Genomic DNA, 23473 nt, shown 5'->3' on the forward strand with positions numbered 1-23473 from the left:
GCGGCCCTGAAGGATCATGTAGAAGCCGATTTCGCATCCCTCGGCGAAGTACCGGCGCGAGCGCCGTGCACGTGCGGCGCAGGTCGGGCCGCAGTAGACCGCATCCCGGCGGGCTCCCGCCCGGATCGGCTCCTGGCAGCACCTGCACCGGCGCAAACGTCCGGTCATGGTCTTAGCGTACGCCGCGGCCGGCGAGCTCAGTGCCGACAACCTTGGCCCGGGAGGCTGGCTGTCTGCGCAGCGCTGCCCGGCCTCGGTCTACGGGGCCCGCCTCAGGGCCATGGAGTAGTCCAGACGCTGCTCATGGTGGAGGCCCTTCTCGCCCGGGGTGGCCGCGGCGTCGTGGTCACCTCCACCCCGCCCGTGCCGGCCCATTCGCTGTCTGGGATCGCGCCTCCCCTCTCCCCCATCGGGTACATCCCTGACGTAGCAGGCTGTGGGAGGCATGGGCGGCGCGGCCACTGCACGTGTGGGTGCGTGGCCGGCAGATCCCTGAGCTGTTATTCGTCGGGGCCTGCTGCCTAAACGGCGAGCGGGGTATGTCTCCGCGGTTACGCGCTGCTCGAGATGTCGGCCGGTCGACGTGGAGCGTCCACCGGCGGCAGCAGGGCGACTCAGCACCCCTCCTGACCTGGTAAAACAGCCATTCTTGTGGTAATATCTTAAGTGTCAAAGGGTGGTTCTGACTCCCGAACCGCCGTCGGGCCGTACCTGACGTCCACAGGTCGTCTGCAGGCCCTCAGCGTGCCCCGGCTGCCCATCGCGCAGCCCGTCGTGTCCCCATCGTAAGGAGTGCTGCTTGACCGAAACGATCGACTTCATCGGTGAAATCCACCCGCTGATCGCCCAGTTCCGCGAGATGACCACTCGCCATCAATCACGGCTTGCCGCGTACCTCGATACCGGCGGCGAGGTCATCGACGAACACCGCCAGGAGTTCGAAGAGGCGGCGATGGACCAGGACGACGAGGCGTACGGCCAGCTGATCACCGTGATGCAGCGGTTGACCGAGCTCTGCGGCTCCCCGCTGCCGGGCCGTGCCCACACCCTCACGTTTGCCGGGCCCGAGCGCCACGACGGCGAGGCGCCCTACCTCTTCGTCGTCAACGGCGACGACCTCACCGACGCCCGCCGCAACCTCGGCTCGCTTCCCTTCTTCCACGAGTGGTACGAGCAACAGCGCTCCTGGGACGAGCCCGAAGAGGACCCGGACGTCGTGTTCCTCTCGGGCCCGCAGCACAGCCATCCCGGAATCCCCGACGGCGGCTACTACAACGACCTGCGTCGCGAGCAGGCCGTGCTCTGGGACGCCGAGAGCATCGTCTGCGAACTGGCCGCCAAGTTGCCCGAGTTGGAGGGCTGAGCCATGAACCACCCCCTCGTCTTCCTCACCGACTCGGCGGCTCGCGTGCTGTTGTGGGCCGCCGACAAGGCGGCCGCCCGCTCCCGCGTCCCCAATCCGATCCTGCTGGCCCGGGTCACCCTCCACGCTCTGGCCCTCCCAGACGCCTCTGGCGCCGACTTCTACCAGATCATCAGCGAGTCCGCCCACGACCTCGGCTTCATCTGGGGCCGCTGCGCCGAGTGCGGCGCCGAGCTCGGACTCAACCCGTACGAGGAATGGCCGCTGTGCCAGGGCTGCGAGCCCTGGGTGTGCGCCTGCGCCTTCGAAAATCCTGGTGTCGACTGCGGCGGCTGCCACCTCACCCGCGCCGGGCAGGGCGAGTGCATGCCGCCGTGCACCTGCGGCTGCGACACCGCCTTCGGCCGCTACGGCGACTACGACACCGAATCGTCCGTCTCCCGCCAGCACTTCATCGACACCGGCCGCTTCCTGCGTCCCGGCGAAGCACTCGACCACTACGACGCTCGGATCCCCTGGACGACCGTCGCCGACTGACCGCCGCTCGGTTCGTGCGCCGGGGCCCGCCTGGCCCCGGCGCGCCCGCCCTACCCCCGAACGAACAGGAGCGCCAATGCCGACGCTCGAACTCCACGAACTCCTCGACTGCGCTACCGGCGAGCAAGAAACGGTGATCCGCGACATCGCCTACACGGCCGGCGTGCTGTGGCAGTGCCGCAACGCCAACTGCGGCCTCCATGACCGACCCCGCAATGAACAGCACTGCCCCGCTTGCGGACACGACCGCCAGGGCCAGCCCATCGGCGACAGAGTGCCCATCACCCACGGGCCGATCCTCCCCCACCTTCTCACCGCTCTGCGTGAGGCACTCGTCGCGTGGTTCACCGAGCGTCACAGGCCCCTGCCCGACGCGGTGAGCTTCCAGTACACAGACCAGTACGAGTCCCATGAATGGAGCGACTGGGGAGCGCTTCACTTCGGCGGCCGCACCGAGCCGTACTGCGATTTCGACGGCAGTGACGTCGCCGAGGTCCTCACTGAGATCAGCGACGACGAGGCTCCGCAGCGGAACGACGTGCTGACGGTCGCTCTGCCCCGTTGAGGAGATGCGCGGCGTATCGGCGTCCAGCTCCGAGCCGCCGCCCGGCCCCACCCCACCCCGTCCTCGCAAAGGAGCACCCCGATGACCGACCTGTCCCGCCAGCCCCTGGTCCCGACGAACATGCTCGAGGATCTGCGTACCGCCCTGATCAGCCACTGGCCTGGGCCGGCGACGGCGCTCTGCTCCGGTTCGGCTCCTGCGAATGGCCGGCCGACGACCTCACCGGAGTTGTCTGCGACGAGCTCGACGCCGTCTCCGAGTGGCGACACACTGATCGTCGGCCTGGCCCCCGGCTTCGTCCAGTCACCGCCGGTCGAGGCCAGTCCCGAGGCGATGCCGGCATTCGATCTGCAGGACCCACGGCCCGGCTGCAGACACCCCTTCGGGCCTTCGCGAGTGCGGCGTGGCGGGCACGATGGCCGGAAGCTGTCTTAGGGTCTTTCCCATGGGGAGTGAGGGCCGCTGGCAGCGGCGGGGTACAGAAATGCTGTTCGCGGGCGGGCCGGGCGGGAGGGTCCGGCTGACGGTGGACCAGGCCGTGCGTCCCGACGGTAAGCAGGTCGCCTACCCGCATGTGGCTGCGCCGGATTCGGTGCGTGTGCTCGCTGTGCACCGCGGGCGGGTGCCCGTGGTCACCCAGCATCACTACCTGCACGACGCGGAGATCACCGATCTGCCCGGTGGTCTCGTCGACGAGAGCGAGAGCCCCCAGACGGCTGCCGGTCGTGAGCTCACCGAGGAGACCGGTCTGCGCGCGGCGTGGCTGCATCCGCTCGGTGCCGTCGCGACGGCCAGGGCGGCAAGCACGGAGAAGGCGCACTTGTTCCTGGCCCACGGCTGCACCGCGGGAGCGAGTGCGCCTGATGCGGGTGAGGCCCTCACGGCGGGGTGGCGCTCGTGGTACGAACTCGCTGAGACGGACGCGATGGCGCTCAGCGGCGTGTTCCCTCTCGCGCTGGCCGATGCCGCGTCGCTCGCCGCGGTGCAGCGTGCAGGCGCTGCGATGCGTGCGGTCGGCGGTCTCCTGCCGGCTCCCGGCGACGACTTGCCCGCGGCGGCGTTCGCGGCCTACACCGTGGCCGAGTTGCGTGATCCGCTTCTGCCTGAGCGGCTGACGTTGGTGTGGCTGGACCTGGCGATCGGCTCGTTCGCGGAGGGCGCGGCCATCCTGGCGGAGCTCGAAGCGTCGTGCGAGGGGCCCGCGGCCGAGGAGGCGTGGGAGCGTGCTGCTCACCGGTTGTGGTCTTTGGCCGGGCCGTGACGAGCGCCGGCCTCGTTGGGGCCTTCCCGGCTGTGGTTCAGGCCGGCGGCGGGTCGCCGTCCTTGTCGGGTGCGGCGGTGCGGCTCGAAGGGATGGGGTTTCGCAGTGTGCGGGCCAGGGGGCGGCAGGCTGCCGCCGCGGTCAGTGCGCTCGTGCCCAGCAGCGCGGCGACGAGCGGCCGGCCGCCGAGGCTGAGCGCGAGGGCGATGGCGAGGGGTGGGAGGGAGGCGACGGCGGTCGCCCCGCTGAGGACCGCCTGGTAGCGGCCGGTCGCGCCGGGCGGCGCCGCCTTCGAGACATACGCGCCGATCGCGACGCTGTAGAAGATCTCTCCAGGCACCACGAGGACGACTGCCACGGCATACCCGAGCACCGTGTGCTGCAGAACGGCCAGCGAAATGCCTGTGCCGAGGATCAGGCTGCCGGCGGCCAGGAGCGGGGCGACGGGGACCCGCATCTTCTCGTTGCGGCCGATCAAGGCCCGCATCAACGGCGGGCTCAAGACGAGCACGGCCGCGGTGTTGGAGATCATTGCCGTACCGAGAGCGGTCGGCGGTAGGGAGTCTGCGGTCATCACCAGCGGCAGCACGCTGGTCAGCCCGTAGGCGCAGATCATCGCGCCGATGGCGGCCACAGTGATCCATCGCAGGCTCGGGTCGTCCCGCAGCATCTGACGGTAGGTGAACGCTGCGGGCGTGGTCGCCGCGGCCGGCCGCGGGGACAGGACGCGTCGGGCGATGAGGGCGAACACCAAGCAGGCGATGCCGTTCGCGACGAACAGCATCTCGTAGCCGTAGTGCTGGGCGAGGTAGCCGCCCAGGCCGCCGCACAAGGCGATGCCGCCGTTCATGCACCAAAAGACGCTGCCCTGGGCCCGGGTCCGGCCCGCTTCACTGTCGATGCTCTCGTTGATCTGGGCGGAGATGGCCGGCCGCTGGATTTCCATGGTGAAGCCCAGCAGCAGCGAGGTGGCCAGCAGCGCGGGGAGCGAGTGGGAGAGCGCCAGGGCGAAGCATGCGAGAGCTGCGAGGGTCATCATCGCGGTGAGCGCGGTGCGTTGGCCGAGTCGGTCAGTGAGCGCGCCCGCGCATGCCTGTCCAAGGCACCAGCCGATGCCGAACAAGGTCAGGCCGGCGCCGGCGGCGGTCATGCCGTGCCCGGTGCCGTCGGAGATGTAGTAGCCGAGGAAGGCCCAGCCGAAGCCGGCCGCCTTGAGCAGGAGTGTCCCTGCGAGGAGCGCTGTGATGACGGTGCGGGCGGACGGGGTGGTGCGGGCCGGCGTCGGGGCCGTGGTGGGCGGGTGGGTGGTGGCCATCGCCTGGTCTCTCTGGAGCGGGCGCGTGGGCGCGAAGGAGTCAGACGTACGAAGGCGGCCGGACCCGGGGGTCGGCCGCCTTCAGAAGGGAGCTCGTCGCCGGGGACCGGCGGGGCTCGGTTGGCGCTACAGGGGTCGCAGAGAGCGGACACTCTTACGGGACGGGCTCATCGGCCTTCACCTCCTCGCTCGTGGGTGGCTGTTCCGCCTGGGCGGATAGCCACGACCGTAGAAGCTGCCGGCTGGGGCGGCGTGCCGTCCTGCCTGCCCGGGGAAGGCTTTAGGTTCGAAGTGATTCCGTGGGGGAATTTCCCGGTCCGGTCTCGCGCCGCGGACAGTGGCGCGAGGTCCAACTCGCGTGATGAGGCATCACGTTCAGATGACGTGCAATTCCGGACGTGCGGTCGGCGCCGATTGCTGTGTTGCCTGTCCGAAGGGGGCGCCGGCGGCTTCGGGGGCCGTGCGTGCCGCGGCGGGCGATCCGAAGCGGTGGGCTGCGCGGCGCAGCAGGACGGCGTACTCCTGCACTCTGAGCGGGTCGGTGAATGCCGCGGTGGGACCGAGGACGGTGAGGATGGCCACGACGGTGCCTGCTCGCCGGACATACGTGGCCAGGGCCTGGCTCCTGGGCGTGCGGGAGGCGGCGATTCGGCTGGTGGTCACGCTTTCACGGATGCGGGCGGGGAGCTCGATTGGCTGGTCGTCGGGCCCAGTGGTCATGCCAGGCGGGAGACTGGCCAGGGCGGCCCGGCCGGCTGCGCTGTGGCGGAGGTCCTCATGCTGCTGGTTGACAGCCTGGTGCAGATCGGCGTGGGGCGGGCAGAGGACGTCGACGAGTTCGAGGCGCAGGCCGGAGCCCAGTCGCCATCCCGGCTGGTGGTAGGTGACAGCAAGGCCGGTCTCCGCGTGGAGGGTGGTCAGGACCTCGCGGATGCGGGGGTGAACCGGGCCGGCGGCGCGGACGTCCAGCAGGGCCCTGCCGGCCCGGGTCAGGCGGTAGGAGCCGTGCCGGGCGCCGCGTTCGGCAACGCGTTCTTCGACAGCTGCGCCCAGGAGCCGGGAGACATGCGATCCGCGCAGGCCGGCCGCGGCGGCGATCTTTGCGACCTGGTGCTCCTGGTAGGGGCCGAGTTCGTGCAGCACCCGCAGGACCCGCAGTCCGCAGCGCACGCTCTGATTGGGCCGGCTCTCACCGAACCCGACGGGCGGCGGCCAGGGAAGGCGGCGCGGCGGGGGTTCGAGGGTGGCGGTGGACATGCGGCTCCCCCATCTCACGTGGTGCGGGACTCCTGGTGCGGGAGGCTGAACGGGTTCGGCCGGCGCGCGATGGCCGGCCGGGGCGCGATGGCCGGCCGGGGCGGTGGTCAGCGCCGGAAGGAGCTGCGCGGGGCCACCTCGGCGGACTCCTCGTCGATCTCGTGCTGGAGGTCCGGATCGGTGTAGCGGGGAGCCTGGAAGAGGCTTTCCCCCGGCGGCTTGGGGGTCAGCGGCGGGCGTCGCTGGGGCAGCTGGCGGGGCGGACGGCGGCGGGGGTCCGGCTGGGTCGGTGCCATCGGGATCCTTTACTGGCTCTGGGTGAGGCCGACGGAGGCATCTGTGGGCAGGGTCTGACGGGGACAGGCGGCGAGCACCTGCCGCATCGCGCCCTTCTCGGCCGGGATGACCCACAGGTCGTACTTCTTCTTGACCGCGATCTGGCGTGCCACGTAGGTGCAGCGGAAGTTGTTGTTGGCGGGCAGCCAGGCGGCGGCGTTGCCGTCGGACTTCTGCTGGTTGGCCGGTCCCGAGACCGCGAGCAAATTGAGGGGATCGTTGGCCAGAGCTTCACGCCGGCTTTGGGGAAGCAGTGCGGCGCCAGTTTGCCAGCTGTCGCTCAGCGCTACGAGGTGGTCGATCTGAACCGACGACGACTGGGGGCCGCGGACGAAATTGATGGTGGCGGCGGTGTACGGGTCGGCCAGCGTGCCCGAGGCGACCACGCACGTCGAAGTCCCCTTGTAAGACACGGCTTTGAGGTCTCTGCGCAAAATGTCGTCGCGACTGTCGCAGCCGTTGTGCGCGCCTGGCGCGGAGGTGGTGTCCGACCAGGCGGAACCGAACTTCGCGGTGCGGTCGTAACCGGCCTTCGGGGCGCGGGCCTTAACGGGCAGGGCGTCCAGTGTGCGCAGGGCGTTGCTGCGGGCGGCGGGAGCGTTCGTGCCGGGCCTGGAGAGGCCGGTGGCAGCATGTGTGCCTGATACGGAGCAGCCGGTGACGGCCGCTGCCAGCACCAGACCGGCGGGGAGAAGTCGGCGGTTCAACGCAGCGTGCCTCGTTTCCGTGACGCGGGACCGGGTGGGCTCGTGCCCGTGTTGATGATTACCCACCGCGGGCCGCCGGGCGGCGGCGGGTGGCAGCCGTGGCGTGCACGGCGTCGGCGAATGCGCGGACACAGGCGGTGGCCCGCGCAGCGCCGATGGCGCCGGGCTGCTCCAACAGCGGGCGGACTGCAGGTGTGCCCATGACGACGCCGTTGACGAAGGGAGCAACGTCCCGTGCCAGGGCGGGCGTCGAGATCCCAATGCCGGCAACGACCGGATGCTCGGTGACAGCTCGCAGCCGGGTGGTGAAGCGGTCCAGGGCTGCGAGGTCCAGACCTCCCCGGTAGCCGGTGGCAGCCGCTGCTGCGGGCGCGTAGATCCAGCCTGATGCGGCCGTGGCGATGTGGGCCAGGAGTCCGTCGTCAGCGTCGCGCGGGGCGAACTGCGGTGTGTGGATGCCGGCCGCCCGTGCAGCGGCCAGCCAAGGCGCGGCCTCGCGCAGAGGCAGATCGGGAATCATCGCTCCGGCGGCGCCTGCTTCGGCCAGGCCCTGGGCGAAACGCGCGATGCCGTATTCGACCACGGGCGCCCAGTAGCTCATGACCACTACCGGCGCTCCGCTGTCCGCGGCATGCCGGATCGTGGACATCACCTGAGCCATGCCCACGCCCTGCTGCAAAGCATGTCGGTAAGCGGCGGATATCACCGGGCCGTCCAGCGGGGCGCAGGCGGTGGGCACACCCACTTCGAGGATGCCTGTGCCGTGCTCGACAAACGCGTGCAGGAGGTCGATGGACGCGGTCGGGTCGGGAAATCCAGCAGGCAGGAACGCCCCGAGGACGGGGGCGGTGTTCCGGTTCAGCAGACGGGTGAGTTGGATGCCGGCTGGCTTGTACACGTTCACGGTGCGCCTTTCACGGGGCGGCGGGGCGCCATCGGCCCGCGGCAGCAGTCTCGGCGCCAGTTCCTGGAGCGGTTGGGAGCACAGGGCCTCGGGGCGGCCGGCGGTGAGTCAGCTGGGCCGGCCGCCCTGGGAGTTATGCCGGCGACGTCCGGCCTTGGCCGCAGCTCAGTGGCATACAGAGACCGACGAGTACAGGTAATTCCCGCTGGCCCAGCCGCGAATCCCGGTGGTGGTATCGGTGACGTTCACCCACCCGCCCCCGCGCTTCGTCCACGAGTGCACCTTGAATTTGTGCGACCTGTACAGGACTCCGAGCGCCCTGGAGTGCGAACTGGGCTTGGCGCGCAGGTTCACAGCCTTGGCATGCAGCTTCCACACGGGACAGGGGTAGCCGTCGCCCTGCACCGCGGCCTGTGTGGCCGTGGTGGCTGCTGGAGCTGCGTTGGCCGCTGGCGCTGCCAGAACAGGAAGGGCGATGGCCGCAGCAGTCGCGGCCAGGACACTGATTCGCTGAGAACGCATAAGGGTGCCTCCGTTGGGCTTCTTGTGGGCGGCGCAGTGACCGCCGTAGCCGCCCAGGCCCCCGCGGTCGGGCCCGCCGGGGTAGGTTCTCGGCGCCGTGTCGTCTGGCGGCGCTGAGACCTGGGTCTTCTCACGGCGTCTCACGCTGAGAAGGGCGCCCGTTCGTCAGTGCTGGCAGGTGTAGACGGTCGGGTAGACGTACAGGCCAGAGACCCAGCCGCGGACGTGCGTCTTCTTGTCGGTGATGTTCACCCAGGAGCCGGTCTTCGTCGTGGAGTGGACGGTGAACCGGTGCGACTTGTAAAGCACGCCCAGGGGCGTGGACTTGGCCGTCGGCTTCGAGCGGATCGTTACGGCCTTCGCGTGGACCTTGTACGGCCCGACTCGGTCGCATTCGCCTGTCTTCACGGTGGTGGTCGCCGCGGTGGTGGCGTGGGCGGGGGCGGCGGTTGCCGCGGGAGCGGACAGGACTGGGAGGGCGATCGCTGCCGCGGTGGCGGAGAGCACGGCAATACGACGCGCAGACATGAATAGACCTCCACAAAAAGGGCGTTGATGGGTAGGGAGTTGCTGCAGACGGGCCGCCCGGGGATGGGCGGCTCAGTAGTGGGGGTTCGGCGGTGTCCCGGCCAGCCGGGCTGGACCACAAGGTGCTCTCCCTCTTCGCGGGCTGGCGACGCGGCGCGCAGGCGCTGGGAGATCATCCGAGTGGCGACACCTCGCGCTCACTTTCGTGGCGGTGAAGCATCCAACCCGGCTGGAGGGCGTGCTCAGCGGGTCTCTGGGACCTAGGAGACGCCGTAGTAGAGCGAGACGTACTTGTTAGCGACCCAGCCCCACTTGCCCTTGTTCGAACCGTCGTAGACCTTGCCGTAGAGCCAACGGTCGCCCGAGGACGTGCAGGTGATGTCCATTCCGGTGTACAGCTTGAGCGAGCCCTTGGCCGTGTAGCCGGTGCCCGGTCCCGTCCGCAGGCGGAGACCGGCAGCATTAACGGAGCCGTACTCGTGCGAGCGCCGCTTGTTGTCGAAGTTGTCATTCGGGACGGTCGAGTGCACGCAGGCAGACGAACCGACTGCGGATGCGGATGCGGATGCGGGGCTGGCGAGGACAACAGCGCCGGTGGTCAGGAGGCCAGCGGTCACGGCTGTGGCAGCCGTACGGCGCATGAGGGTGCGTGCGGACATGTTGGACCTTTCGGCAAGGTGGGAGTGCGGATCTGCTCTTGAGACGGCGCTGTGGTTTGGCCGATGAAAGATCGGGGCGTGCTGGCGCTGCACTCGTGTGCGGGCCTCTCTGGCTTCCTCGATCGATGAATCGTGCGGGGCTGGTGGTGCAGGTGCGGGCCGCGGGGCGGACCCGCACCTGCTGACCAGTCAGCGCCGTGACACCGCGACGGTCATCGGACGGCGGCGGTGCCGTGCAGCTGCCAGGTCCGCGCACCCCGTCCGTCATTCGCGTCGAACACCGCGTACCCGTCGGCCGTCCAGCCGCGCTGCTTCGTCGTCACGTAGGTGACCCCGTAGCCGCCGGCACCGCTCGAGAAGGACTTGGAGCCACTCGAGTTGTCGTTGATTTCCGAGCGGACGTCGTTGGACTCTCCGCTGCTCTTCCAGGCGCCGTGGCTGCCGTGCTGAGCACCTACGTTGAAGTAGAAGTCGTTGAACCTCGTGCCGGGGTTCCACCACGAGCCGTCCCAACTGACCTTGCTGAGCCACGCCTTGTAGTGGTGGTAGCCGCCGTAGGTGCCGGTGTCCTTCACGCAGATCTTGGCGCGGACCGTCACGTCCGGCTTACTCGGCAGGTCAAAGGACTTGGTGGTGGTGTGGCACTGGGTCGTCGTCGCGGCCTGGGCGGGGCCGGCCAGGGCCACTCCGCCGAGAATGACGGATGCGCCGACGGCGGAGGCGGCGATGGTGCGGGCTATCTTCATTGGTTCTCTCCGTACGGGGGTGTGATGGGGCTGGTTTTGGGAGGGGGCCACGCACTGGTGGCACCGGGCATGGGGCACCGGCGGGGCCGGTCTGGGCGGCTGCCGCGGCATCGACGGGGTTGCCGTCTGCGCGACTGCAATGGGGGGAGCACGCCTCGGGGCGCGCGAGCCACGAACTGCGACAGCTCGGGCCGGTGTGACAGCTGCCGTTGAGCGGGCGGTCATGCCGGGACCGGCACTCGAGGGGAGGGCGGAGACCTATTCATATTCATGGAGGAATCTCCAGAAACCGGGCATGAGAAGGTAAGGGCTGGCCCGGGTTCGGTGGGTGAGGGTGCAGCGAGAGGAGGGGAGGCCGTTTCAGGGCAGTCCGCGGATGCCGTGACAGGGCACCAATGAATCCGCAGGTTTGTCCGGGCTGAGTTCTACGCTGCCTGGAGGTGCCGGCACCGCTGGCAAGCCTCGGACGGGTGCGTGTCGTGAGTTACGCGGCGTCAGTTCGGCGGTGCCGGCCCTTGGACCGCTTGTCATATCCAGCAACTCCGACAGTGACGAGACCTGCGGCGAGCAGCCCCCCGGCCGCCAGGCCAAGTTCGGCGTTGCCCGAGGCTCCAGTGGCTGCGAGGCTCTCGTCGCCAGACGGCGAGGTGCGGTCTCCCTGCTTGGTGTTTCGGCTGGCAGAGTCGTGTGAGGTCGCGCTTTGCGCTCCGTCGTGGCCGCCCGTCGCTCCGCCTCCGGTGCTCGAACCGCCATCGCCATGGCCGGAGCCAGAGTGGTCATTCGACCCGCCGGTCGAGCCGCCGTTGTGTCCCGGGGCAGGGGTAGGGCTCGGCTTGTGTGTCGGGTCCGTGCCCGGGTCGGGTGTCGGGTCCGGGGAAGGGTCCGTTCCCGGGTCGGTCGGGTCCGGTGTCGGAGTGCCGGGGTCGGTCGGGTCCGGCGAAGGGGTGCCGGGATCGGTGGGGTCGGGTGTCGGGGTGCCCGGGTCCGGGGGGTCATCGGGGTCGGTACCGTCGCCGGGATCCGTGGGATCGCCGGGGTCACCTGGCTGAGTGCTCGGACCACCAGGGTCCGTACCGTCCCCCGGATCCGTGGTCGGGTCCGGGGGGTTGGGGCCCGGTTCCGTGACAGGCGGCTTGACTGTGTCCCTACCCGGCCCATCCACCAGGTCCTTCACCAGCTTCTTGACCGAATCGGTGGGTGCATTGACGACGGGCACGTCCGGGGCGCTCGCCGCCGGCGCCTTGGTTTCCGCCTCGTGGTCGGCGGCCAGAGCATTCGGGGCAGCGATCGCCCCGGTGGCAGCGACGACGGCTGTCAGTGCGGCGGCACGTCGCAGCACACTGAGTCGGGTTCTGCGCATGAAAGTTCAGCCTCCAAGGGGTGCAGAGCGCATCGCCGCCCTGCGGCGGGCGGCCCGGGCGTGCTGTGCTGCATCCATGGTTGAGGCGTGGGCCTGTGGATAACGTCCGCGGATTTCCCGATACTCCCTGGCACTCCAACTGCCGCCAATACGCGACTAAATCCGAACAAAATGCCCGTTCGCCGCGGTGGTGCGACTCGGTCTCGTCAGTCGGCTGGACGCCTTGCTGGCAAGCTGCCCCGAGAGTCCGTGCCTGCCAGATATCAGATGGTTGTTCATGTTGGGCACGTACGTGGAGCTGGCTCGGACTTCTTCCCGGGCCCGAAAGAAGTCCGCGTCCTCGGCCGGATCCGCAACCCGGCCTGAAGTGTCAGTGCCGACCGTTACCGTGGTTGTGCACCACCCGGCTAGCCGCGTACCGCCGGTCGCCGCTCAGCCCGCGCCCACGCCGCGGGCAGCCCCAAGACGGGGGCGGCCAAGGTCTTCAGGGGCCCGCGTAGATGATCACGGGCGTAAGCCCCTGAGTAGCGCCGTTGCCCTTCCTGGCCCCTGACGTACGGCCGGAGGAGCGTGGGTCTTTCCGGCTGGGAGACGTCATGCCGAAGAAGCAGCCGACCGCAGCGAAGCGAGCACGCGCCGCCGCCCGCGCCGGCGCCAAGTACACCGCCGCCCTCCGCGAGGCCGCCAGTCCCCACCTTCCGCCCCACCTCGAACTCTTCGACGACCAGGCGTTGCCCGAGGGCGAGCGCCTGGTCGTCGACTGTCTCCGGGCACTCGCGGCCGAGGGTAGGCCGCTGCCCGTACGCCTCACCGAGCCGGACCCGGACGTGGTCGAGGCATGGGCGCGGGCCGAGGAGAAGGACATGCCCCTCCTCTGGGAGCGGTGGGCGGCAGTGGAGGCCGCTGTAGACGGGTACGTGCTGCGCGAGACCCAGTACGGCCCGAACCGCTCCGGCTACACCTCGACCAACCGCGGGCCCCGCGTGCCGGTGCCGGCGCGCGCGGCCGACGGCACCGTGACGGTGGTGGCGATGCCCGAGTGGGCTCGTCTGCACGAGGGCCGGTGGATCTGGGAACACACCGGCTGGCCGCTGGATGCTCCCGGCCGGATCGTCGACCCGCCGCAGAAGTTCTCGCCGGCACCGGGTCTGCGCTGGGAGATCGCCGCCTGGCTCGACATGGCGCGCGACGGCAGGGTGCTGGGCGAGGACTACGGCGGCAGCACCGGTGGCTGGCAGACCGTCGGCTGGTGCACCAGCCCGGACGACGCACGCCAGATCGCCCGCGCGTACACCGCGCACCGCAGCTCGTTCGCCCGCGTCGACGTCATCGAGCACGGGACCGACGCCGGCATCGTCTCCCTCACCACGGACACCTACCTCCCGGCCCCGGACGCCTCCGAGCGCCCCCGCCCCCAGCTCGCCGAAGGCCCGCGTCCTGCGTCCCCGGGCAGAAGTGAGGTGCCCGAGCCCGTCTGGTACCAGGGCGAGAAGCACCCGCCGCGCACGTCGCTGATCGTGTGGACCGACGCCGGCTGGCGCACGCTGGTGTGGACCGACTGGCAGGCCGCGAACATCGCGGATGCGCTCGGCATCGGGGCCAGCGGCCCGTACGAGTGGGCCGAGGACTGGTCACCGCGCTATCCCGACCGGGACCTGCACGACTGGACCCAGGAAGGCCGCGAACTCGACGGCCGGTATCCCGAGACCACCTACGCCGAGCGTACGAAGCTGATCGACGCCGCACGCCAGGCCCGGGAAGACGCCCTCGTCGCCGCCCTCGCCGCCCGAGGGTGCCTCACCAGGGACCAGGCCGCCGCCCGCCTCGTCCAGGGCGGCGAGGACTACCGGCAGCTCCTGGACGTCGGGCAGGCCGTTATCTCCCGAGCCCTGCACACCGCCCGCCGCGCCCTGCCCGAGGGACCCGAGCGGACGGCCATCCGTCACGCCCTGGACGACCTGATGGACCGGCATCTCCTGCCGGCGGACGCCGAGCGCATCGCCAACGAGCAGCTGGACAGCGAGATCGAGGCGAACTGCGCCCCCGAGGTGACCGCCTGGTGCCGCCGGGCAGCCGCCGAGTACATCGCGCCCGCCTCCGACCCGGTCACGGCCGGCATCGTACGGTTCCGCCCCCAAGGCGCCTGACCTTGTTTCGGCCGAAACAAGGGTGAACCCCACTTTGGTTCGGACGAACCAAAGTGGGGTGCGCACCACCTGTCCGCAGCGGCCGGAAGCACGCCCGTGCCCCCACTCGCGCCTCCCTGTCGCTGCCCTCTCGGCACTAGCCCCACGGCGCGGTGCGCCGCCCGGATGGGAGTCCAGAAGGTGTTTCGACCGAAACGCCTTCCTCGCTCATTCGAGCTGCTCGTGGACCCATCGGCACGTGCACTAGGCCGACACCGGGCTGCCGGCTGCAGGGGCTGGGGCCGTGACGTACAGACGCTGCCGCCGTTCGTATTCGGACTGCGGCCGCTTGTAGGGCTCCAGCCATGTGCCCGTGCGCCGGGTGAAGCGCATCTGCAGCTCGCCGGGTTTGCCCTCACTGCTTCGGGCTTCGACTCGACATTCGTTACTTTCTCCCGGGTATCGGCCGCACGAGCACACGCTGTGGGTTTCGGTGAGCGGCAAGCCCCACTCGGGGTCTGTCAGCAGGGCCATGAACCGCTGATGGTGCGCAGGGCAGGAGGCGACTTCGTGTTCGTGCTCGATGATCCATTGCTCGCCGTCATCGTCTGCCGGGTTGGTCCAGGCCGTGGTGTGCAGCGGCACGCCGACGGTGCGCAGGAGTCCCGCACGGCGCAGCAGGCCGCTGGCCAGCCAGGCCGTCTTGTTGGTGTCCGTGGTAGGCCAGCTGTATTCGCCGACGTAGGCGCGTTCGATTGGATGCCATTGGTTCGGTGAGTCGCGGTGGCACAACGTCATGCCGTACTCGACTTCTTTCTCGTCCTGGTAGTCGACAGCGTCCCGCCAGTCCTTGGGACTGATGCCAGCCAGGGTGATGGATCCCAGCGAGCCGAGCCGCCGCAGGACGATGGTGTCTCGCTCGACGGCGACACGGACTCCGGTGATGCCGCTGACTCCTCCGGTGTCGTCGGCGCGCGGCAGCAGCGTGCGGGCCAGCTCCCGGGGCATCGACTCTTCGAGGTGCCGGCGGTTGACGTCCTCGTCCTCGAAAGCGATCTTCAGGCTCGCAGGCCGCGGGTCGACGTGGCGGATCCCCCAGGGGCGAAGGGTGCAGATCCGCGGCCAGGCCAGCTGGTGCAGTAGGTACGCCTCCAGGAGGACCTGGTGGGGATGCGGCTGGGGAATGAGCGTGCTTCTGGGGGCGGCCGCCTGCACTCGGTGCAGGGCGCTTTGCCAGGGCAGACGGGTGTAGAGCTGCAGTCGTTCGGCGCGGCGTTCAATCACGGTGCTTTTCACGGATGGCCTCCGCCGCCGCTGTCCCGACACCAGCTCGCGGCAGATCCGCGTTGTGCAACGTAAGTGAGCGTGCGGTGCCAGCCGTGTTGGCTTCGTCCTCACGCCCTGTCGGGTGGGCGCTGGGCAAGGGCCCCTGCCGGGCCACACGGAACAGGGTGGACCATGTCGTCCCGCCTCCACGTCGCGCTCGGGCGCCACGCCGAGCGGTTCACCCGTAAGGCGCTGGCGCGCCCGGGTGAGGGAAGAGATCAGCGCGCCTGGTGCCGGCCGTAGCGCCGGCACCGCGGGCGATGGCCTGTTCAACGGCAGCTGCGCATGTCGCGCTGACAACGCAATTCGGCGGCGACGGGCATCCCGAGGAGTTGTCGATGCGGTGGTGGGCCGCGTGGGGTCGGGAGTTGGGGACCACCGTCGCAAGGCCGACCGCGATCGGCTTGAAACGCGACCGGTTTGGATGCGTCCCAGGACGTGCCGCACAGTGCGGCGCTGTCTCCACGCGCGGCGTAGGAACAACCCTCAACGTGAGGCCGAATAGCTCGACCTGAGCACGCTTCTCCCCGTGGTCTCCCCTTCGTCAAGGCGCGGCTCCTGGGTTCGTCGGTCACCGCTTCCTGCGCATCCCATCCCGTCTGCAGTGTGCCGATTGCCGTCATCGCAGTCGTCGTTGGAGTGAGAGCTACCAGGAGGCGATGGTGCGTAGACCCACGGATGCACATCGAATCGAGGTGAGGGCTTCCGACCGCGCGTGCCTTCGGGGCGTTGCGGGTCCGGCAGGTACGCCAGCCAGCCGAGGTCTTCCAGGGTCTGGATGGCCTGGTTCATGTCGTCCATCGTCTCGGCCCATCTGCGGCCCTTGAGTGCTTGCCAGGCTTCGCGGGCGCGGAAGGGCTCGTCACGTGCCGACTGGTATTTCTTGACGTCGGCTTGGCCGGGAGCGGGCCGGGAGCGGGCCCAGTCCAGCAGGTCGCGTGCTGGTTTGAGGCGTCCGTCGCCGTCGGGGCCCATCAGGTCGTACACGGATTTGGCGTGGGCCACGAGGTAGGGCACAAGCGCGATGGCAGCTCGGATGCGTTCCTCGCCGATGAGCAAGGTGTCGGGATCCTCGAAAAGGGTCAGACAGGCGGCGAGGCGGATGACCTGGCCGCGGAGTTTGCCCGCCCACTCGGCGATCTCATGGAGGTCGCCGCCCGGCTGGCGACGCTTGCCGAAGGCGTCGTAGAAATCGGCGAAGACTTTGCGGGCCTGGTCGGTCAGGCGCATGACGCCCACCTCGTCGGTGTCCCAGACGTGGCGGACGAGGTTCTTGATCCGCGCCGCATAGTCTTCGCGGACCGCAGGAGGGACTTCGGGTGAGTCGAAGGTGTCCTCGGCGGTGGGCTCGGGCCGGGCGTAGAGGAAGCGGCCGAGCAGACCGTTCTCCCGGAACTCGGGGTTCTTCTTGGCCAGGCCGAGCAGCACGCCGGACTGAATGAGCAGCGCCAGGGCGAGGAAGGTGCCACGCATCCGGATGGCCGTGCGGCCAGCGCGATCCACGCTGTAGGGACTACCGGTGTACGCCTCCAGGAGCAGGTCGCTGTTGGCCTGGCCGTTCTGGCTGTACATACCGCCGGCGATCTTCAGCAGGTTCGCCTCCGAGGCGAGCAATCCGATCCGCCCGCCTTGCTCGTGCATCCGCTTGACCAGGGCCTCCATGGTGGCGTCCCGGATCAGCAGCCGTGGCAGTTCAGCCGACTCCCCCAACTGCAGCAGTTTGTGGCGGGCAGCTTCGGCATCCGCGGCGCCCACGGCGCGCTTGGTGGGGTCGTCAACGGCGGCTGCTTGCTCAGCCCGGGCCATGCGTGAGGTCCAGATGCGGATCTCCTGCGCCTTGGCCTCGATAGCGCCGCGCTTGGCGTCGATGACCTCGTCCTCCATCTCACGCAGCGGTGCAGCAGCTGCGTCGAGAGCGGGAGTCTTCTTCTCCGAGGAGTCTGCGAGCGCGGCCATGTACAACGCGATCGCTTCGGTCCAATCGGCCTTGACCTTCACCCGGCGCCGGCCGCCGGTGGCCGTCGAGATGGTGGCGAGCGCGGCGAAAGCCACGAGATCCGGGGCCACTTGCAGAGATTCGGCTGTGGCGGCCACGAAGGGCGCGAGCGCGCCGAGGTGCTCCACGGGCAGCGGCGGCAGCCGGTGCTCGTCGATGGCTGCCGGGGCCTCCCAACCTTGCCCGACGGAATGCGTCCCAGAAATCCCAGAATCTGGATGCTGTACCGGCATGCGGGCCTCGCGGTTGTTTTTGGGATTTGTGGGACGCGATGCCGCAGCGTGGTGGTCACTGACTCGCCGGATCTCGGCGAGCACGCCCGCAGGCAGGGCAAGGGCCCCGGCGGTAGCGAGCGGCCAGCCGTGGGCGGCCCGCAGAATGTCGATCGCCGCAGCGGACTGGTCACCACCGTGGTGGAGCTCGGCGAACAGCCGGCCGGCACTCATCACCTCGCCCGTCGGCAGTCCCGGAGTCTCGGACCAGACCGTCACACACGCGCCGGACTTGTGCACTGCAGCGCCAGTGCCGGATGCCCCCTGTTGCCAGCCGGGATACGACCACAGGGCGCATCCGGCCCGGCCGCACCCGATCGGACAGCTGCCGTTGGCCTGCTCGCGGTAGGCCCAGCCGGCGGCCGCGAGGATCTGCGGGATCGCGCACGCTTGTCCCAGGATCTCCAGCGGCCCCGCCCCGCGCGACGCGTCGGATGCCGGTTGTTCGGGAATCATCCGCCGTGGTCTCGGGGCGGGCGAGAGGTCTGCGACGATGGCGCGGATCTCATCGAGGGTGTATCTCGCGCCCTCCACACCTTCCCCAGCGCCCGTCTCGGGCAGCTCCTCGACCCGGCAGAGGCTCGGCCGGTCGGGAACCTTACGGTTGACGGTGCCAGGGATCCGCAGCACTCGAGGCAGGTCACCGACGCCGGCCCCGTATGCCACCCCCAGCCGGTCGGCCGATGCCTTGAGGATCTGCTGCCAGCCGCGAGCCAGATGCTGCGCTTCCTCGAGGTCCAGGTCCTCGCCGATAACGGCTGGCCGGGCGAGGCAGGCTCGGACGTACAGCCCGCCTCCGGAATGGATCACCTGCGACCACGTGGGCAGTCCGGACTCCCGCCAGATTCTCAGTGCGGACGCGGTATCGGCCGGCAGGTCCTTCGCCTTGTGCCCCGGCCCCAAGATGTCGATGTCGGACCACATGTCCAGCAGGGCGCACGAGTCCTCCGCGGTCCCCCGCATGTCCGGGGGCAACGGTGCGCGGACCGTGGTGACGCGCGCGTAGATACCCTGGGCGCCCCGTTCGTCGAGCTGGGCAGCAAACTCGGCTGCCTGGTCGGCGCGGGCGAACTGCCCACCAGACCAATCCAGGGTGGAGGCCACGGCAATCAGCCCCGGCGCCGACCCGTACTGGGCACTCAGCCAGGCGCGTGCCTGCAGAAAGTCGAACTTCACGTCCACTCGATGTGCTCCGGTTCGTGCGAGCCGCGCCACGGGCGGCTTGATCGAAGTGTTGTCCCCGCGGCCGGCGGCGCGGCAGAGAACGAATCAGCTGTGGTGACGACGCCGGGAGTATTCGCTCGGACGTCGTCGGTACGTGCCCGGTGACGTCGGCTGGCCGGCCTCGCCCACAACCCAGCCCCCGCAGCACAGTGAGTCCGACCTCGGCGTACCTCGATCCCTCAAGCTCTCGCCGCCGGCACGCCCAGGACCGACCCGGCGCGCCACGGTCCAGGGCCGGCGCCCCTGTCATGCGGTACCCGGCACCGGACTTGTTACCCCCGGCCTTCCTGCCCACGGCAGCACCACCGAGCAGCAGCCCCAACCGCTGCCACACCGGCCCTCCACGCAGCCCGGATGCACCGTTCACCACCGCGGGGCTCACGCCGCGTCCACCTCCCCCGCACCCACCACAGCCCCGGCGCCCACGGCCTCGTGCACCAGTGGCCGCCGCGCGAGCTCGGCGCACCGGCTGCGCCAGTCGGCACGCTCCGGCTCCTCCACGCCAGCGCCGCGGGCCTCGGCCAGCCGGCCGAGCAGCCCTTGCAAAAGCTCCCGGGCCGCGGCCTCGCGGGCCTTCTCGGCGGCCCGTTCAGCGGCGTCGACCGCCAGGCGAGGAGTCGGGTAGCGGTGCCGGCGGAGCATCGCCAGCTCGTAGATCCGATCGGCCTCGTCCTCCGCCGCCTCAGAGCACGCCAGCCGCTGCAGCGCCGAACGCCGGCGACCGTCCACGATCCGCTGGGCCACCTCACGCTCGGCGAACGCCGCCACCACCGCCGGCGACTGCTCCCACCGAGCGCACTGCACGGAGATCAGCGCCCAGGTATCCACCTCGACCTTATGCGTGAACTGGGCCACTGCCGCAGGCTGTTCGAGGTCGGCACGTACCGCGACGGCGAGGTCGACCGCCTCGCGCACCAGGGCCTCCACATGGCGCCTCGTGAGGCACGCCGGACACCGCCCCGCAGCCTCTGGGATCCCGCAGTCGACGCACGCGGCCGCGGCCCGGGCCCACTCCTCCTCGGCCAGCTTCTCGCGCTGGCGCGCCACAGCCTGCTGGCGCGCCTCCTGCTCGACACGTTCCCGCTCCCGCCGGGCAACGTCCTCGGCAGCCTGCTGCTGCACCTGGTCGTGCAGACGCCGCTCAACCTCCCTGCGCCGGTCCTCCACCGACAGCTGCGGCAGCTCACCGGCGACCGTCACCGCCACCGACCAGCGCAGCGCTCGTCGGTCGCCCCACAGGCTGTCGCAGCTGTCGCAGCCGCCGCCGGTGTCCATCCGCACCCCGTCGTCGCACCTGTGCGACCAGCAGCCGGCCCTCTGAGGCAGACCGCGCCTGATCAGCCAGCCGCGCAGGTCGGTGACGGGACGGGTGCCTTGCAGCAGCAGCCGGCGCTCCAATCGCTCGGCCAGGACCCGCTCGGCCAGCTCCTCCCCCACCAGCCCGCGCACACGGGCGAGCTCCCTACGAACCACGCCGGCCAGCCACCGGCTGGTCGAGGTCCGACCCAATTTGGACCACAGCCAGGCCACCGGAGCCAGCGCCACGACCAGGTCCTCGGGTACCTGCATGGTCCCGGCGAACCGCGTTCGCCCAACAGGTTGCTGCGGAATTCGCCCGAAATCCTCAACCGGCATGGCGATTTGCTGTGCCCCGCGCAGCGGGCTTCCTTGCCGGGGCAGGGTCATGGCTTCTGCGACTGGGCTCTTCGCCGGCTGATCCTCGTCCACGCCCGCGCGTTCCGGCAGCTGGCCCAAGCCTGAGACGGCAGAGCCGGAACAACCAACCACTTCACCAGCAGAATCCGTAGAGTCCTTAGCCAACTGCGGGTGGGTGGTGTGGAGCCCTCCAGCATCGGGGCGCTCCGCGAATCCGCGCTCACCGCCCGCATCCAGGCCGTCGATCCCAGCAATCCCAAGCCCTTCGGAGCTGCCGGGAACATCAAGATCACCGGGTGCAGCATCGGGGCGCCCAGTCGGCAGCCCCTCCATCACGTCGTCGAAGGACTCCTGCGCCCAGCCATCGCCGCACAGCACCGGAGTCGCCGGCTCGGCACAGTGGCACGGCGCGGGCTGGTGGTCAGCCACGGTGTCCCCACCCTCGGGGCGCGCGTCGCCGCGATCAAGGTCGGAAGTCCGGTTGTGAGCGGCTGCCACAGCCGGCACACGCAGACGGCTCCGTCCGAAGCACGCTGCGGACGACTTCTCCCGCGCGACCTCCACTAGGCCGCGCTTCTTCAGACGGCCGAGGACCTTGGCGCCGCCCGAGACCGAACACCCCAGGAGCCGGGCCAAGGTTGCTGCGGCCCGGCCACGACCCGCTGCGACGCTGCCGCCCACCATCAGCACCCGACCGTCCGGCCGCGTTTGGAGCACGAGAAGCAGCAGCGCCAGCCGGTCCGTCGCAGCCCCCTTCTCCTGGCGGTCCGCTAGCAGCCCTTCGGGCGTGACCGGCGCGTCCTTGGGTGCCCAGCCCGGGCCAATGACGGCCTCGGACAGCCGCAGGAGCGTCGCAAGATCCCGACGGGTCAACGCCATCGGATGATCGCCCCTCCCCTCGCGGGCCTCGCGCAGCGGCTGCAGGTCGATGTCGAGACCGGTCACCTGGCCAGCCTCGTCGGTGACGATGTCCCAGGCCGCGATCCCCGCCTCCTTCAGCCCCGGGAGCACCGAACTGCGCACGTGCGAGGCTGAACAGCCCAACCAGCGGGCGAGGTCGGTCGTACGGGTACGCACAGGCTTTGACTCGGCCGGCGACTTCGCGAGCAGCACGACAGCGGCCAAGCGAACCGCATCCTGCTGCCCGGCAAGGCGCGAATCCGACAACAGAGCCCGTACCGCGGCGAACAACCGGGTACGCATGGCTTCGCCCAGCTGCAGAGGGCGGCCAGGGCCTGTCTTCGGGACCGGACCTGCAGGTACGGACCCGCCGCGCGGCCGCGGCGTCCGGCCGGCGGGACGAGAAGAGCGGGGCCGAGAACCAGCCCCGAAGGTCTGAGAACGAGCCGACTTACGTACGGGACCTGAACCAGATTCAGGCATGACTAGGCCGGCCCTCGGACGGGTAGCTATGATCTGCTCCTGTCGAGGAGGAAGAGGGAAACCGGTATCGCCGTCCGGCTCGCTTGGGGAAGCGCAGATAGTCGGACGCGACGTATTCAGTTAGGGCGGGCTTCACCTCCTCCTCGACAGCGCGAGTGGCCTGAGACCAGTGGTCCCAGGCCACTCAGAATTAGGGGGCCTCGCCGCCACTGCCCAGACGGCAGAGGGCTCCGTAGGAGAGAAGGAGCAGGCTTCGAAGTGCCTCAGCTAGAGGAGGCACGTGTGTCCCGTGCGCTGCTTGAGTGTGGTGCCCCGGGGGGGGCAGGGGGGCGATCGAGCGTCGCGGTCGTTGCCGCAACGCAGCGGAGCAGCTGGCGCAGGCAGGGAGGGCGGGAGAAAGTGCCTTGGAGAGGATCAGGTTCTGAGTCCCCTCACTTTGGCGCGAGGGTGGCATGGGCTACCAGTTTCAGCACGTCACGGCGGATGAGACACGTATAGCCGAGGCTCCACTGTGTGGAGACGTCTCGGCTGGGGGCTGGTAACCTCAGAGGTGGCGAGAGAGGCTACTTGGCCTTTCAGTTCGGCACCCACTCTGTTTGCGGCAGGTATGTGGGTGCCGTTCTCTTTTTGGGAAGCTATCTGGCCTTAGGCAGCTATCTGGCCCTCCTCCTCAAGCGTCCCGTTGAGACGATCCACGAGTTCGGCGTGCCAGGCGCCGACAGGCAGGACGTGGTATGGCCATTGTTTGGCCAGCGCCTGCTCGCTGAGCTCAAGAAGCTGGTAGTCCTTGTGGACGAGCGCGACATGCTCTGGGAAGGCGATCAATCGAGTTCGCGGGTGCACCTTGCCTGCATCAGGTTGTGTATCTGGCTCGCCCGCAGCAACAAGGAGCTCCATCACAACTCGGATCGCGTCCCAGTCCCGTTGGTAGGCAGTCGTGGTGCGCTCGCCCTGTTGGGTATCCCGGTTGGTGGAACGATTGGCCCCCAGGGCGGATGCAACCCGTGCGAGGACGACGTCGTGCGGGCGGAGCTGACTCGCCTCAGGCAGCAAGCCGATTCGCGCCAGATTCTTGAGCGTTCCTGCGCTGACGCCGGACCACTCAGACACCGTGCGCTGAGAGATGGTTCCGTTCCGTCGAATCGGCGACCGGCGTTGCGGCACCTAAGCCTCCCTCAAAAATGGCATAGCACGGCCGAGCGAGAGCTGTTGATCACTCAGCCTGTTCCCGTGAATCATATGACCCTCGTGCATCTACTGCGCCAGATTACCTCGGGCGGCGTGTCGAAGGCCAACGCCTCCGACACGTGACACGCGGCCTGTTCGTGAGGATGAGACCGTCACAGACGGCTATTTCTGCAGGTCCAGCGCGCCAGCGCTGCGCGGTCGACGATTCGTCACGCCTCCACGGGGGCCTTATAGCTGACTTC

19 protein-coding genes are annotated in these 23473 nt (G+C 69.6%); 7 read left to right on the top strand and 12 right to left on the bottom strand.

Going from position 1 to position 23473, the window contains the following annotated elements; all coding sequences use genetic code 11:
- The first annotated feature begins 799 nt into the window (after positions 1–799).
- The 5 genes from ABR737_RS01075 to ABR737_RS01095 all read left to right on the top strand — a co-directional run bounded on the left by ABR737_RS01075 (position 800) and on the right by ABR737_RS01095 (position 3726).
- Positions 800–1363, top strand: a complete 564-nt coding sequence (locus ABR737_RS01075) for a hypothetical protein (protein ID WP_350248249.1) — start codon at positions 800–802, stop codon at positions 1361–1363.
- A gap of 3 nt (positions 1364–1366) precedes the next feature.
- Positions 1367–1900, top strand: a complete 534-nt coding sequence (locus ABR737_RS01080) for a hypothetical protein (RefSeq protein ID WP_350248250.1) — start codon at positions 1367–1369, stop codon at positions 1898–1900.
- Between the two features lie 76 nt (positions 1901–1976).
- A complete protein-coding gene (locus ABR737_RS01085) occupies positions 1977–2465 on the top strand; it encodes a hypothetical protein (protein WP_350248251.1) in 489 nt (162 codons plus the stop codon).
- 81 nt (positions 2466–2546) lie between these two features.
- Positions 2547–2900: a hypothetical protein gene (locus tag ABR737_RS01090; RefSeq protein ID WP_350248252.1), complete on the top strand. Its 354-nt coding sequence runs from the start codon at positions 2547–2549 to the stop codon at positions 2898–2900.
- A gap of 10 nt (positions 2901–2910) precedes the next feature.
- Complete coding sequence (locus ABR737_RS01095) at positions 2911–3726, top strand: NUDIX domain-containing protein (RefSeq protein ID WP_350248253.1); 816 nt, start codon at positions 2911–2913, stop codon at positions 3724–3726.
- A 37-nt stretch (positions 3727–3763) separates the two neighbouring features.
- On the opposite strand, the gene ABR737_RS01100 is transcribed toward ABR737_RS01095, so the two are convergent.
- The 9 genes from ABR737_RS01100 to ABR737_RS01140 all read right to left on the bottom strand — a co-directional run bounded on the left by ABR737_RS01100 (position 3764) and on the right by ABR737_RS01140 (position 10700).
- Positions 3764–5041, bottom strand: coding sequence for an MFS transporter (locus tag ABR737_RS01100; RefSeq protein WP_350248254.1), 1278 nt, complete (start codon positions 5039–5041; stop codon positions 3764–3766).
- Between the two features lie 375 nt (positions 5042–5416).
- A complete protein-coding gene (locus tag ABR737_RS01105; RefSeq protein WP_350248255.1) occupies positions 5417–6298 on the bottom strand; it encodes an IclR family transcriptional regulator in 882 nt (293 codons plus the stop codon).
- A gap of 107 nt (positions 6299–6405) precedes the next feature.
- A complete protein-coding gene (locus ABR737_RS01110) occupies positions 6406–6594 on the bottom strand; it encodes a hypothetical protein (RefSeq protein WP_350248256.1) in 189 nt (62 codons plus the stop codon).
- 9 nt (positions 6595–6603) lie between these two features.
- Entirely contained in the window at positions 6604–7341 is a 738-nt protein-coding gene (locus ABR737_RS01115) for an HNH endonuclease family protein (protein ID WP_350248257.1), read from the bottom strand.
- 58 nt (positions 7342–7399) lie between these two features.
- The gene (gene trpA / locus ABR737_RS01120) at positions 7400–8245 is read right to left on the bottom strand and encodes a tryptophan synthase subunit alpha (RefSeq protein WP_350248258.1); all 846 of its coding nucleotides are present in this window, start codon (positions 8243–8245) and stop codon (positions 7400–7402) included.
- Positions 8246–8410: 165 nt separating this feature from the next.
- Positions 8411–8767 carry an SH3 domain-containing protein gene (locus tag ABR737_RS01125; protein ID WP_350248259.1) on the bottom strand — a complete coding sequence of 119 codons (357 nt, stop codon included), beginning with the start codon at positions 8765–8767 and terminating at the stop codon, positions 8411–8413.
- A gap of 165 nt (positions 8768–8932) precedes the next feature.
- Entirely contained in the window at positions 8933–9295 is a 363-nt protein-coding gene (locus ABR737_RS01130) for an SH3 domain-containing protein (RefSeq protein ID WP_350248260.1), read from the bottom strand.
- 260 nt (positions 9296–9555) lie between these two features.
- Positions 9556–9825, bottom strand: coding sequence for an SH3 domain-containing protein (locus ABR737_RS01135; RefSeq protein WP_350248261.1), 270 nt, complete (start codon positions 9823–9825; stop codon positions 9556–9558).
- 341 nt (positions 9826–10166) lie between these two features.
- The gene (locus tag ABR737_RS01140; protein WP_350248262.1) at positions 10167–10700 is read right to left on the bottom strand and encodes a hypothetical protein; all 534 of its coding nucleotides are present in this window, start codon (positions 10698–10700) and stop codon (positions 10167–10169) included.
- A 1956-nt stretch (positions 10701–12656) separates the two neighbouring features.
- On the opposite strand from ABR737_RS01140, the gene ABR737_RS01145 reads away from it, so the two are divergent.
- A complete protein-coding gene (locus tag ABR737_RS01145; protein WP_350248263.1) occupies positions 12657–14207 on the top strand; it encodes a hypothetical protein in 1551 nt (516 codons plus the stop codon).
- A gap of 243 nt (positions 14208–14450) precedes the next feature.
- On the opposite strand, the gene ABR737_RS01150 is transcribed toward ABR737_RS01145, so the two are convergent.
- The 3 genes from ABR737_RS01150 to ABR737_RS01160 form a co-directional block, all read right to left on the bottom strand.
- Entirely contained in the window at positions 14451–15482 is a 1032-nt protein-coding gene (locus ABR737_RS01150) for a hypothetical protein (RefSeq protein ID WP_350248264.1), read from the bottom strand.
- Between the two features lie 516 nt (positions 15483–15998).
- Entirely contained in the window at positions 15999–18962 is a 2964-nt protein-coding gene (locus ABR737_RS01155; RefSeq protein WP_350248265.1) for a YfjI family protein, read from the bottom strand.
- A gap of 420 nt (positions 18963–19382) precedes the next feature.
- A complete protein-coding gene (locus tag ABR737_RS01160) occupies positions 19383–21785 on the bottom strand; it encodes a hypothetical protein (RefSeq protein WP_350248266.1) in 2403 nt (800 codons plus the stop codon).
- 825 nt (positions 21786–22610) lie between these two features.
- Between ABR737_RS01160 and ABR737_RS01165 the strand changes: the two genes are divergently transcribed.
- Entirely contained in the window at positions 22611–23354 is a 744-nt protein-coding gene (locus tag ABR737_RS01165; RefSeq protein ID WP_350248267.1) for a hypothetical protein, read from the top strand.
- The last annotated feature ends 119 nt before the right edge of the window (positions 23355–23473 follow it).

It is taken from the genome of Streptomyces sp. Edi2, assembly GCF_040253635.1.
Classification (GTDB): domain Bacteria; phylum Actinomycetota; class Actinomycetes; order Streptomycetales; family Streptomycetaceae; genus Streptomyces.